Genomic DNA, 11341 nt, shown 5'->3' with positions numbered 1-11341 from the left:
CCGTTTCGCGTTTCTACAGCACTTCCTCCGTGTTCTACACTATTGAAGGGCATTGTTGCTTACTGCCTGAACCGGCCCTTTGCTTGCCAAGGAGAATGTCCCCACCATGACCACCAGCCATACCGCATTTGTATTTCCGGGCCAGGGTTCGCAGAAGGTTGGCATGTTGGCCGCCGCCCACGCCGAGTTCCCCGCGGTTCGCGACACCTTTGCCGAGGCGGGAGAGGCCCTGGGCCTCGACCTCTGGGCCCTGGTGCAGGCCGGCCCGCAGGAGGCCCTGAATTTGACCGCGACCACCCAGCCGGTGCTGCTGACGTCGAGCGTCGCCCTGTGGCGCGCCTGGGGAGACGCGGGCGGACCGGCGCCGACTCTGCTGGCAGGGCACAGTCTCGGTGAATTCTCGGCACTGGTCTGCGCGGGATCCCTGGACTTTGCCGATGCCGTGCGCCTGGTGCGTCAGCGCGGTGAGTTCATGCAGTCGGCGGTGCCTGTCGGTGAAGGCGCCATGGCAGCCATCATCGGGCTCGACGACGACAGCATCAATCGCATCTGTGCCGAGATAGCCGCGGAGGGAACAGGGGAAGTGGCCGCAGTGAATTTCAACTCTCCGGGACAGGTGGTTATTGCCGGTCACGCCACCGCCGTTGAGCGGGCGGGCGCAGCCCTCAAGGCCGCCGGAGTCAAGCGGGCCATGCCCCTGCCGGTCAGCGCGCCTTTCCATACGGTTCTTATGCGCCCCGCCGGCGAAAAACTGGCAGCGGCGCTGGCCTCCGTGCCGCTGGCGGCCCCGGCGATTCCAGTCGTGCACAATGTGCATGCGCTGCCTGAAACCAATCCCGAGCGCATCCGCAGCCTGCTGGTGGAGCAGATTTACAGCCCGGTACAGTGGACGCGCTGCGTCCAGTACATGGCCTCCCAGGGAGTGCGCCATGTCGTGGAATGCGGCCCCGGCAAGGTACTCAGCGGCCTCAACAAACGCATAGACGGCGAGCTCTGCAGCTACTCCCTGGAAGAGCCGGCGGGCCTGCGGGACGCTTTGACCGAGCTTGCAGCGGTGTGAATAACATTTTCATGGTACAGGGAGAAATCGTATGAGCAACGACAGCAAGGTAGCCCTGGTAACTGGCGCCAGCCGGGGCATCGGCCGCGCTATCGCCGAGCAGCTGGCGGGGAGCGGCTATACCGTGGTGGGCACTGCTACGACCGAGACAGGTGCTGCGGCCATCAGTGAATATCTCCGGGCAGGCGGCTTTTCCGGCTGCGGCATGACCCTGGATGTTGCCGACCAGCTTGCGGTCGATGATGTGGTGAAAGGGATTACGACGCAGTTCGGCGCGCCGCTGGTGCTGGTCAACAACGCCGGTATCACCCGCGACAACATTCTGATGCGGATGAAGGAAGATGAATGGCAGTCGGTGATCGATACCAATCTGAACGCGCTCTACCGGGTCAGCAAGGCCTGTCTGCGCGGCATGACCAAGGCGCGGTGGGGGCGCATCGTCAATATCACTTCGGTAGTTGGCGCGATGGGCAACGCCGGCCAGAGCAACTACGCAGCCAGCAAGGCCGGCGCGGAAGGTTTTTCCCGCGCCCTGGCACGCGAACTGGGGTCCCGGGCAGTAACCGTGAACTGTGTTGCACCGGGCTTTATTGATACCGATATGACCCGTGCTCTCAGTGAGGACCAGCGCGGTTTGATGCTGGGGCAGATCCCCCTCGGGCGGCTGGGGGAGGCAGAGGAAATCGGCGCGCTGGTTGGCTTTTTGTGCAGCGAAGTGGCAGGCTACATCACCGGCGAAACGATACACATCAACGGCGGCATGAACATGGCCTGAAGTTGCGGGTCGGGGCAAGGTGGCAGGGCTGGCTGTTTCGGCCTAAAAAAAATTTATTACTCGGCGTAAAAACAGAGTAAAATGCCGCCTCGGGCCGGGTGACCAGGTTTCATTCAGAATTAAATTTTCAGGAGTTACCAATACAATGAGCAGCATCGAAGAACGCGTTAAGAAGATTGTCGCAGAACAGCTTGGCGTTAAAGAAGAAGAAGTCCAGACCGAGGCCTCATTCGTTGAAGATCTGGGTGCCGATTCGCTGGATACCGTTGAACTGGTAATGGCTCTTGAAGAAGAGTTCGAAACCGAGATTCCCGACGAAGAAGCCGAGAAGATCACCACTGTGAAACTGGCGATCGACTACATCAAGGAAAACCTCGCCTGATTTAACCCGCACTACACTGGAAAGCCGTTTCTATGCTTTGATAGGACGGCTTTTCTTATTTATGCTTCCAGTTCCTGATTCAACCGGGGAGTGCATGCGGTGATCGGCAGACGCGTTGTAGTCACAGGCCTCGGCATGGTCAGCCCTCTGGGGCTGGGCGTAGCGGAGACCTGGCAAAACATTCTTGCAGGTAAAAGCGGAGTCGCACCGATAGTCGACTTCGATGTGGCCGCCTATACCACTCGCTTCAGTGCCAGCGTCAGGGGCTTCGACACCAGTCCCTATTTCAGCGACAAAGATGCCCGCAAGATGGATATCTTTGTGCAGTTCGGCATGGCCGCCGGTATCCAGGCGATGCTCGATTCAGGCCTGGAAATTACCGAGGCGAACGCGGATCGTGTGGGCTGCGCTATCGGCTCCGGGATCGGCGGCATTGGGCAGATAGAAAAAAACGCGGCGATCGTTGCCACTTCCGGCCCGCGCAAGATCTCCCCGTTCTTTGTCCCCGGGTCCATTATCAACATGATTGCCGGCAATCTGTCGGTACGCTTCAATATGCAGGGTCCGAATCTTGCGGTGGTAACCGCCTGCACCTCCGGCACCCACAATATCGGCCTCGGCGCCCGTTTGATTGCCCTCGGCGATGCAGATGCGATGCTGGTAGGCGGCGCTGAAATGGCGACCACTCCGGTCGGCCTCGGTGGCTTTGCCGCCGCGCGCGCGCTGTCGACCCGCAATGACGATCCCACCGCGGCTTCCCGCCCCTGGGATCGCGATCGCGATGGATTCGTACTCGGCGATGGCGCCGGCGTACTGATGATCGAGGAGTACGAATTCGCCAGGGCTCGCGGTGCGAATATTTACGCCGAAATTACCGGTTTTGGCATGAGTGGCGATGCCTACCACATGACGCTGCCGCCCGAGGACGGCCGCGGCGCCGCCGCGGCAATGCGCAATGCAATTCGGGACGCCGGCGTACCCGCGGACCAGATCGGCTATATCAATGCCCACGGCACGTCCACCAATGCCGGCGACCTGGCGGAGAGTCGCGCCATCGAGTCAGTGCTGGGCGGTGCTGCCCAGCAGGTGGCGGTGAGCTCCACCAAATCCATGATCGGGCACCTGCTGGGTGCTGCCGGTGCGGTCGAGGCCATTTTCACCATCCTGGCACTGCGCGACCAGGTGGCGCCGCCCACCATCAACCTCGATAACCCCGACGAGGGCTGCGTCCTCAACTACGTGCCTCATACTGCTCAGGAACGGCCGATACGGCACGCTCTGTCGAATTCATTCGGCTTCGGCGGCACCAACGGTTCGTTGTTGTTCAGTCAGCCCGGCTGATGCCGAGCGCGTGGTGGGGGAGACCAGTATCTGGATAGACGGCGCTCCCGCCGGCGCCCTTGAGCTGCCCGACCGGGCCTTCGCCTATGGGGACGGCCTGTTCGAGACCCTGCTGCTGCGAGGCTCACGGCCCCTGTTGCTGGAGCTGCATCTGGATAGACTGCGAGTCGGTCTGCAGCGTTTGGGTTTTCCCGATTGCATGGATTCTGTCAGCGAGTACCTCGCCCGGGCCGCGGCCGCCGAGGCGGGCGCTGATCTGTTCCGCGTATTGCGACTCACGGTCAGCCGCGGTGGCGGTCCGCGAGGCTATGCGCCGCCGGCAGATTGCCGCCCGCGGGTGGTCATCAGCGTGTCGTCGCTGAAAGTAGAGCCCGACAGGTTTCCAGCCCCTGCGCGCCTGGGTGAGACTTCAGTGCGCTGGGGGCGCCAGCCCCTGTTGGCGGGACTGAAACACCTCAACCGCCTGGAGCAGGTACTTGCCGCAGCGGATTGTGATCCGCACAACTGCGATGAAGTCCTGATGCTTGATCAGTCGGGCATGCCGTTGTCGGTTTCCGCGGGCAACCTGTTTCTGGTGGCCGGGAAGCGCCTGTTGACGCCCTCTCTGGATGAAGCGGGGATCGCGGGCACCCGACGGCGCCTCATTCTGGAGCGTCTGGCGGCAGTTTGCGGCTTGCAGGCCGCAGAGACCCGCCTGGAGCTTTCCCAACTGCTGGCTGCAAGCGAACTGTTCTACTGCAACAGCGTCATCGGCCTGCGTCCGGTAGGTACGTTTCGCGACCGTCGCTGGCTTGAGCATCCGGTGACCCGGCGCCTGCATGTGGCCTACCTGGAGTGCCTGGGCGAATGAGCCCGAAGGTGCGTGGAAAGGCGGCGCGGGTGCTGCAGTTGCTGGCGTTGCTGTCGGTGGTTGCAATGGCGCTGGTGGCAGGTGTTGTGGAGCAGCGTTGGCGTGCGCCGCTGCTACTGCCTGAGCAGGGCATGGTGCTGCTGGTGCAATCCGGGGATAGCCTGCGCAGCGTCGCCAGTCGCCTGCATGACAAGGGCGTACTGGCGCACCCGGAATTGCTGGTCGCCTGGGCCCGGTTCCACGGTCTGGATGCGCGCATTCGTCGGGGCGAATACCGGCTTGCACCTGGCCTGAATGCCAGGTCGTTGCTGGAGCTCCTGGTCAGTGGCCAGGTTATACAGTACCAGGTGACCCTGCCCGAGGGCATAGCACTGGGGCGCGCGCTGGAGATTCTGCAGGCAGAATCGGCGCTGGAACAGGTCCTCAGCGGTGTGGACGATTCCCGCCTGTTACAACTGGTGGCACCGCGGGAGGCGCCAGAGGGGCTATTCCTGCCGGAGTCCTACCGTTTCGAGCGCGGTGCCAGCGACCTGGATATCCTCGGTCGCGCCCATCAGGCGCTGCTCAACGCGCTGGGCAGTGAGTGGGAGCGGCGCGCACCGGACTTGCCCTACGCCAACCCCTACGAGGCGCTGATCATGGCCTCAATCATTGAGCGCGAGACCGGGGTGCCGGAGGAGCGCGAGGAGATCGCGGGCGTGTTTGTGCGGCGTCTGCGGCTGGGTATGCGGCTGCAGACCGATCCCACCATAATCTATGGCCTGGGTGAAGCATTTGACGGCAATCTGCGGCGGCAGCATTTGCGGGACATCGGCAACCTGTACAATACCTACCGCCACGATGGCTTGCCGCCGACGCCGATTGCCTTGCCGGGCCGGGCGGCGATTCATGCGGCCCTGCAGCCCGCCGCGGGTGATGCACTGTATTTCGTGGCGCGTGGCGATGGCACGCATGAATTCAACGCCACCCTGGAGGGGCACGAACGGGCTGTGCGTAAATATCAACTGAAGCGACGGCAGGACTATCGCTCGACACCGGGGACGCAATAAGGGATGCAGACGGGGCGCGGCTTGTTCATCACCGTGGAAGGCGGCGAGGGTGCCGGTAAATCGACCAATATCGCCGCTATCGCTACTTATCTGGACAACCATGGCGTAGAGCTGGTGGTTACCCGTGAGCCCGGCGGGACCCGCCTGGGAGAAGAGGTCCGCAGTGTCCTGCTGCAGGTGCGCGACGAACCGGTGGCACCGATGGCGGAATTGCTGCTGCTGTTCGCCGCGCGCGCGCAGCATCTCCAGCAGGTGATTCAGCCTGCACTGGCCGCGGGGAAGTGGGTGATCTGTGATCGCTTCACCGATGCCAGCTATGCCTATCAGTGCGGGGGCCGGGGCTTGCCGGCAGCCGCGGTACGGACCCTGGAAACCCTCGTTCAGGGCGAATTGCGGCCCGACTATACCTTGCTGCTGGATGCGCCGGTGGAGACGGGGCTGGAAAGGGTGCGTGGCAGGGGGGAGCTGGATCGTTTCGAGCAGGAACAGTTGGCTTTTTTCCAGCGGGTACGGGAAACCTACCTGCAGTTGGCGCGGGAGAGCAGTGGCCGCTATCACCTGGTCGATGCCAGCCTGCCGCTGCCGGAGGTGCAGCAGCGCCTGGAGGAAATCTGCAGGGAACTCCACGCCTGCTGGGGTCCCCGTCACCCGGGGTGGTCATGAATCTCCTGGAACTGCCAGCGGTCAGCGCGCCGTTGCCGTGGCAAACCGCGGCCTGGAACCAGCTGCAGGGACAGTTGCAGTCGGCCCAGCTGCCCCACGCGCTGCTGTTGGCCGGGCCGGCCGATATCGGCAAGGCGCGCCTGGCACTGGCCCTCGCGCGTCTGCTGCTGTGCCACCAGCCTGAGGCGGGACACAACTGTGGCAACTGCCCGGCGTGCCGTTACAGCCAGTCCGGGAGCCACGGCGATTTTCGCTGGCTGCAGCCGGAGGGGAAGAGCAAGGTTATCAAGATTGAGCAGGTCCGGGAGGCTATTGCGTTCGCTTTTCGCACCGCGGGATTCGGCAGCCGCAAGGTGCTGGTGCTGGCGCCGGCGGAGGCCATGACCACCAACGCCGCCAATGCCCTCCTCAAATGCCTGGAAGAGCCCGCCGCCGGTACTCATATTATCCTCGCCTGCGAGCGTTTGCAGGGTGTGCCCGCCACGGTGCGCTCTCGCTGCCAGCTGCTGAAATTGCCGCTGCCCTCCGCAGGAGAATGCCTGCCCTGGCTAGACCACCTGACCGGCTCCCGGGAGGCCAGCGCTGAATTGCTGGGCCTCGCATCGGGTATGCCGTTGCGGGCAGAGCGCCTGTACCGCGAATCCGGCAGTGACAGCCTGCAGGCGCGGCAGGCGGGCCTGCAGGCCCTGGCTGCCGGCGAGCCCGCGGTAGCCGCGGTTGCCACCTTGTTCGGTCAACTGGACCCGGCCCTGGCGCTGGAGGAGATCACGGTATTCGTGCAGCAATACCTGCGCCGCCAGACAGCGGGCAGCTTGCGGGCCAGTCGTTCCCTGTTTCGCCTGCTGGACCGTTTGCAAACGCTGCGTGGCGCGGTCGCGGCCGGTTCGAACCCGAACCCGCAGCTGGTACTGGAGTCTGTCCTGATCTGCCTGCACGACAGCTTTGGCGAGCGCGACAGCAGTGCTACTATGCCCACCTGAAGCAGGGAGATACGATCATGAATGATACGGCCGCAGGCAGTCGCAACGGCATTCTGTCGCTGACTATCAAGGACAAGGCGGTCCTCTATTCCGCCTATATGCCGTTTCTCAACCATGGCGGCCTGTTCGTGCCGACCAACAAGAGCTACAGCGTTGGCGATGAAGTGTTCATGTTGCTGACCCTGATGGACGAGCCGGAGAAGATCCCCATTTCCGGCAGAGTGGTCTGGGTCACCCCCCGGGGTGCCCAGGGCAACAGGACCGCGGGTATCGGCGTGCAGTTCAGTGAGCAGGATGCTGCCGCCAACAGCAAGATCGAGAACCATCTCGCGGGCTCCCTGAATTCGGACCGCCCGACTCACACTATGTAGCAGCGCAAAAAAAGAGGGTCCCGGAAGGGACCCAATAAGACCATTAGGAGTGAAACACAAAGGAATTGCTTCCTAGCAGAGCAGAAGAGGTGCTCTCACGGCCGCCTAAAAGATTCAGGGGATAAACGACCACGCTTTAAGTATCGCCTATCAGTGGTAATTTTCCACAGTTAAGAGGTCGATTATTAGGCTGATTCGGAATAAATGTCTTGAAAATTATCGCGAAAGGTAATATGCGGCTGCGCAATCATGCCCCCTGAGTTCCTGGCCGGTGTCGTCGAGGGCTTTTATGGCCGCCCCTGGAGCCATCAATTGCGCCTGGAATATGCCGGTATCCTGCGCCAGCTTGGACTCAACAGTTATCTGTACGCGCCGAAAGGTGACCCCTTTCTGCGCAAGCAGTGGCAGCGCGACTGGCCGCCAGGGGAATGGCGGCAATTGCGCGAACTCGCCGCGCATTTTGCCGCCGCCGGAGTGCGCTTCGGAGTGGGCCTGTCGCCGTTTCTGCTCTATGCGGGGTACGGCGCAATGGAGCGGCGCCAGTTGCAGGGCAAGATTGAGCGCCTCAACCAGCTGCAGGCCCCCCTGCTTGCGGTGCTGTTTGACGATATGCCCGGTGCCCAGCCAGATCTCGCCGGCCGCCAGGCGGAAATTGTTGCCGATATCCGCGCCTGGACCGCGGCCTCGAGGGTGCTGGTGTGCCCAACCTACTACTCATTCGATGCGGTTCTGGAGCGCCATTTTGGTCGGCGCCCCAGAACCTACTGGGCTGATCTCGGGCGTCTGTTGCCCGCGGATGTCGATTTATTGTGGACGGGTAACGAGGTCTGTTCGCCGGCGGTTTCGGCGGCCGACCTGGAGCAGGCGCAGGATGCCCTGGGGCGCCCGGTGGTGCTGTGGGACAACTACCCGGTCAATGACGGCGCGGTGCGCAGCCGGCATTTGTATCTGGATCCACTGGCGCAGCGGTCCTGCTCGGGCTCCGCGGCCCTGCGCGGACATTTCTGCAATCCGATGATCCAGGGGCTGTGCTCGCTGCCGGCACTGCTGGGTCTGGCGCAGCTGTACACGGGGGCCGATGGACTGGCTGACCGTGTTCCTGCCAGCGTGCTCGGGGCCGAGACCTGGGGGCAATTGCAGCGGGACTGCGGCCTGTTTCGTGACCTGGGGCTGGACATGTCGGAGCCCCGGCGGCAGGCCCTGGAGATGCTCTACAGCGGGCTCCCGGGAGCCGCGGCCGCGGAGGTGGTGCGCTGGCTGCGCGGCGAGGACGGCTTCGATCCGGCCTGCCTGACAGACTGAGTCTGCCGCGCGTGCACCGGGGTGGTGACGCGGTTGTACAGGGGCTGGCTTTGTGGCAGAATCTGCGCCCTTGTGAGAGCTCCACATTGCGCTCTGATGGGGCATTTACCCCAGAAGAATCAAAAAGTTACGGCATGTTTGCAGGATTTTCTCCAGCGTGCCGGTCAATCGCAATGGTGGTTTCCCGACAAGCGGAAGTGGCGAAATTGGTATACGCGCTGGATTTAGGTTCCAGTGCCGCAAGGCGTGAGAGTTCGAGTCTCTCCTTCCGCACCAACTTACCGTGGCCTTGCCGGTGCAAGGTCACCCCTGATGACTGGGCGCTGAGGCGTCCCCTACCGATTGGATTGTGAGGAATAACCATGCAGGTGTCCATTGAAACGACTTCAGGCCTGGAGCGACGTCTGACCGTAGGCGTTCCCGCTGCGCGCGTCGACGGCGAGGTCGATTCCCGGCTGCAGAAAGCGGCCAAGAACGTGCGCTTGCCCGGCTTCCGCCCCGGCAAGGTGCCGATGAAGGTAATGCGCCAGCGTTTCGGCGCAGGCGTTCGCCAGGAAGTGCTGGGAGAGGTGATGAGCCGTTCCTTCCAGGAGGCAGTGGTGCAGGAGAAGCTGCGCCCCGCAGGTCAGCCCAGCATCGAGCCTCGCCATCTGGAGCCTGGCAGGGATCTGGAGTATGTGGCCACCTTTGAAGTGTTTCCCGAAGTGGAAGTGGTCACAATGTCCGGGTTTGCAGTGAACCGGCCGGTGGCTGAAGTCACCGATGCTGATGTCGACACCATTATTGATGTGTTCCGCAAGCAGCAGGGCAGCTGGGACGATGTGGCGCGGGCGGCGGCCACTGGCGATCGGGTCAATATCGATTATACCGGCACCCGTGACGGCGAGCCCTTCGAGGGCGGCAGTGCCGAAGGCTCAGACCTGGAGCTGGGCTCAGGGCGCATGATTCCCGGATTCGAGGATGGCGTCGCAGGGATGCAGGCAGGGGACGAAAAGACCCTGGAGCTGAGCTTCCCCGAGGACTATCACAATGAAGAGTTGCGCGGTGCGGCCGTACAGTTCGCGGTCAAGGTCAATCGTGTCACGGCCCTGACACCGGCACCACTGGACGAGGACCTGTTCAAGCTCTACGGCGTGGAAGAGGGCGGTGAGGAACAATTCCGCAAGGAAGTGGCGGAAAATATGAGCCGGGAGCTCAAGAATGCCGTAAACAACAAGGTCAAGCAGCAAGTCATGGACGCGGTGGTGGAAGCGCACAAGGCACTGGAAGTCCCCCGGGCCCTGGTGGGCCAGGAAATCGACGCGCTGCGCGGGCAGATGTTCCAGCAGTTCGGGGGTTCTGCTCCCGAAGGGCTTGACCTGAAGTCGATCCTGCCCGATGACATGTTCCGCGAGAATGCCGAGCGCCGGGTCAAGCTCGGCCTGATCCTTTCCGAGATGATCAGCAAAAACGGGCTCAAGGCGGATCCGGCAAAGGTGCGGTCTACCGTCGAGGAGTTGGCGGCGACTTATCAGGACTCGGAAGAGGTCGTCAACTGGTACTATGGCAACCCTGATCAGCTGGCTTCGGTTGAGTCCAAGGTGCTGGAGGACTCGGTGGTGGAAAAACTGCTGGAGGAGGCCGAGATCACGGACGAGCCCTGCACTTACCAGGAAGCGATCGCCCAGGCCCAGCAGAACCAGGGCTGACACAACGCCGGGCGCCACCAGTGGCGGCGCCCTTCGGATTGATAGTTTGAGGAACAGCCAACCATGTCAAACCTGCCAGACGGCCGCAACAGCAATACCATAAACAACCTGGGTTTGATCCCGATGGTTGTGGAGCAGACTGCCCGCGGGGAGCGCTCCTATGACATTTACTCCCGTTTGCTCAAGGAGCGGGTGGTGTTCGTGGTGGGGCCGGTGGAGGACCACATGGCCAACCTGATCGTGGCGCAGCTGCTGTTCCTGGAGTCAGAGAACCCGGACAAGGACATCAACCTCTACATCAATTCGCCGGGGGGCTCGGTTACTGCTGGCCTGTCGATCTACGACACCATGCAGTTCATCAAGCCCGATGTCAGCACCATGTGTATTGGCCAGGCGGCATCCATGGGCGCTTTCCTGCTCGGTGGTGGCGCCAAGGGCAAGCGGTTCATCCTGCCCAACGCCCGCACCATGATTCACCAGCCCAGCGGCGGCGCCCACGGTCAGGCGTCGGACATCGATATCCATGCCCGTGAAATACTGATCATTCGCCGTCGCCTGAATGAACTGATGGCAGAACATACCGGTCAGACTCTTGAAACCATCGAGCGCGATACGGAGCGCGACCGCTTCATGAATGCTGAGCAAAGCAAGGAGTACGGCCTGGTAGACGAGGTCATCGACCGTCGCGCCACGGCGGTTAAGTAGCGCCTGACCTCTCCGCGGCACGGTCCCGCGGGACTTGCAAATGGCGGGAAAAGACTTCATCTTTGAACAAGGTGAGTAAGTAGAGCACATAGACCACAGGGCAAAGCATGAGTAAAGACACCACAAAATCAGGCGACGACGGTGGCAAGCTGCTGTATTGCTCATTTTGCGGCAA

13 protein-coding genes and 1 tRNA gene are annotated in these 11341 nt (G+C 62.4%); 13 read left to right on the top strand and 1 reads right to left on the bottom strand.

Features of this window, described 5'->3' with window-relative positions; all coding sequences use genetic code 11:
• The first annotated feature begins 106 nt into the window (after nt 1–106).
• The 13 genes from fabD (at nt 107) to clpP (ending at nt 11166) form a co-directional block, all read left to right on the top strand.
• A complete protein-coding gene (gene fabD / locus RJQ10_RS09610) occupies nt 107–1060 on the top strand; it encodes an ACP S-malonyltransferase (RefSeq protein ID WP_350145991.1) in 954 nt (317 codons plus the stop codon).
• Between the two features lie 31 nt (nt 1061–1091).
• On the top strand, nt 1092–1835 hold the full coding sequence (gene fabG / locus RJQ10_RS09605) for a 3-oxoacyl-ACP reductase FabG (RefSeq protein ID WP_350145989.1): 744 nt from the start codon (nt 1092–1094) through the stop codon (nt 1833–1835).
• A 145-nt stretch (nt 1836–1980) separates the two neighbouring features.
• Nucleotides 1981–2217, top strand: a complete 237-nt coding sequence (gene acpP, locus RJQ10_RS09600; protein ID WP_027951009.1) for an acyl carrier protein — start codon at nt 1981–1983, stop codon at nt 2215–2217.
• 99 nt (nt 2218–2316) lie between these two features.
• Nucleotides 2317–3558, top strand: a complete 1242-nt coding sequence (gene fabF / locus RJQ10_RS09595; RefSeq protein ID WP_350145987.1) for a beta-ketoacyl-ACP synthase II — start codon at nt 2317–2319, stop codon at nt 3556–3558.
• A 13-nt stretch (nt 3559–3571) separates the two neighbouring features.
• The gene (pabC, locus tag RJQ10_RS09590) at nt 3572–4408 is read left to right on the top strand and encodes an aminodeoxychorismate lyase (protein ID WP_350145985.1); all 837 of its coding nucleotides are present in this window, start codon (nt 3572–3574) and stop codon (nt 4406–4408) included.
• Nucleotides 4405–5457, top strand: a complete 1053-nt coding sequence (gene mltG, locus RJQ10_RS09585) for an endolytic transglycosylase MltG (RefSeq protein WP_350145983.1) — start codon at nt 4405–4407, stop codon at nt 5455–5457. The genes pabC and mltG overlap by 4 nt, the downstream gene beginning before the upstream one ends.
• Nucleotides 5458–5460: 3 nt before the next feature.
• Nucleotides 5461–6120: a dTMP kinase gene (gene tmk, locus RJQ10_RS09580; protein WP_350145981.1), complete on the top strand. Its 660-nt coding sequence runs from the start codon at nt 5461–5463 to the stop codon at nt 6118–6120.
• Nucleotides 6117–7100 carry a DNA polymerase III subunit delta' gene (gene holB, locus RJQ10_RS09575; protein WP_350145979.1) on the top strand — a complete coding sequence of 328 codons (984 nt, stop codon included), beginning with the start codon at nt 6117–6119 and terminating at the stop codon, nt 7098–7100. Before tmk ends, holB begins: the two co-directional genes overlap by 4 nt.
• Nucleotides 7101–7117: 17 nt before the next feature.
• The gene (locus RJQ10_RS09570) at nt 7118–7471 is read left to right on the top strand and encodes a PilZ domain-containing protein (RefSeq protein WP_350145977.1); all 354 of its coding nucleotides are present in this window, start codon (nt 7118–7120) and stop codon (nt 7469–7471) included.
• 249 nt (nt 7472–7720) lie between these two features.
• Entirely contained in the window at nt 7721–8773 is a 1053-nt protein-coding gene (locus RJQ10_RS09565) for a beta-N-acetylglucosaminidase domain-containing protein (RefSeq protein ID WP_350145975.1), read from the top strand.
• A gap of 191 nt (nt 8774–8964) precedes the next feature.
• A tRNA-Leu gene (locus RJQ10_RS09560) sits at nt 8965–9049 on the top strand.
• An 86-nt stretch (nt 9050–9135) separates the two neighbouring features.
• On the top strand, nt 9136–10461 hold the full coding sequence (gene tig / locus RJQ10_RS09555) for a trigger factor (RefSeq protein WP_350145973.1): 1326 nt from the start codon (nt 9136–9138) through the stop codon (nt 10459–10461).
• A gap of 63 nt (nt 10462–10524) precedes the next feature.
• Complete coding sequence (gene clpP / locus RJQ10_RS09550) at nt 10525–11166, top strand: ATP-dependent Clp endopeptidase proteolytic subunit ClpP (RefSeq protein WP_350145971.1); 642 nt, start codon at nt 10525–10527, stop codon at nt 11164–11166.
• On the opposite strand, the gene RJQ10_RS09545 is transcribed toward clpP, so the two are convergent.
• Nucleotides 11159–11341: hypothetical protein (locus RJQ10_RS09545; protein ID WP_350145969.1), on the bottom strand; the 183-nt coding region annotated here is incomplete at its 5' end. The genes clpP and RJQ10_RS09545 overlap by 8 nt on opposite strands.

Origin of the sequence: Haliea sp. (assembly GCF_040222615.1) — a bacterium.
Taxonomy (GTDB): domain Bacteria; phylum Pseudomonadota; class Gammaproteobacteria; order Pseudomonadales; family Halieaceae; genus Haliea.
This window is presented reverse-complemented; position numbering and strand designations above follow the sequence as displayed.

Bases quoted from the DNA above. Each gene is read 5' to 3' on its own strand.
- fabD (WP_350145991.1), top strand. From the start codon at position 107: ATGACCACCAGCCATACCGCATTTGTATTTCCGGGCCAGGGTTCGCAG.
- fabG (WP_350145989.1), top strand. From the start codon at position 1,092: ATGAGCAACGACAGCAAGGTAGCCCTGGTAACTGGCGCCAGCCGGGGC.
- acpP (WP_027951009.1), top strand. From the start codon at position 1,981: ATGAGCAGCATCGAAGAACGCGTTAAGAAGATTGTCGCAGAACAGCTT.
- mltG (WP_350145983.1), top strand. From the start codon at position 4,405: ATGAGCCCGAAGGTGCGTGGAAAGGCGGCGCGGGTGCTGCAGTTGCTG.
- tmk (WP_350145981.1), top strand. From the start codon at position 5,461: ATGCAGACGGGGCGCGGCTTGTTCATCACCGTGGAAGGCGGCGAGGGT.
- holB (WP_350145979.1), top strand. From the start codon at position 6,117: ATGAATCTCCTGGAACTGCCAGCGGTCAGCGCGCCGTTGCCGTGGCAA.
- RJQ10_RS09570 (WP_350145977.1), top strand. From the start codon at position 7,118: ATGAATGATACGGCCGCAGGCAGTCGCAACGGCATTCTGTCGCTGACT.
- RJQ10_RS09565 (WP_350145975.1), top strand. From the start codon at position 7,721: ATGCCCCCTGAGTTCCTGGCCGGTGTCGTCGAGGGCTTTTATGGCCGC.
- tig (WP_350145973.1), top strand. From the start codon at position 9,136: ATGCAGGTGTCCATTGAAACGACTTCAGGCCTGGAGCGACGTCTGACC.
- clpP (WP_350145971.1), top strand. From the start codon at position 10,525: ATGTCAAACCTGCCAGACGGCCGCAACAGCAATACCATAAACAACCTG.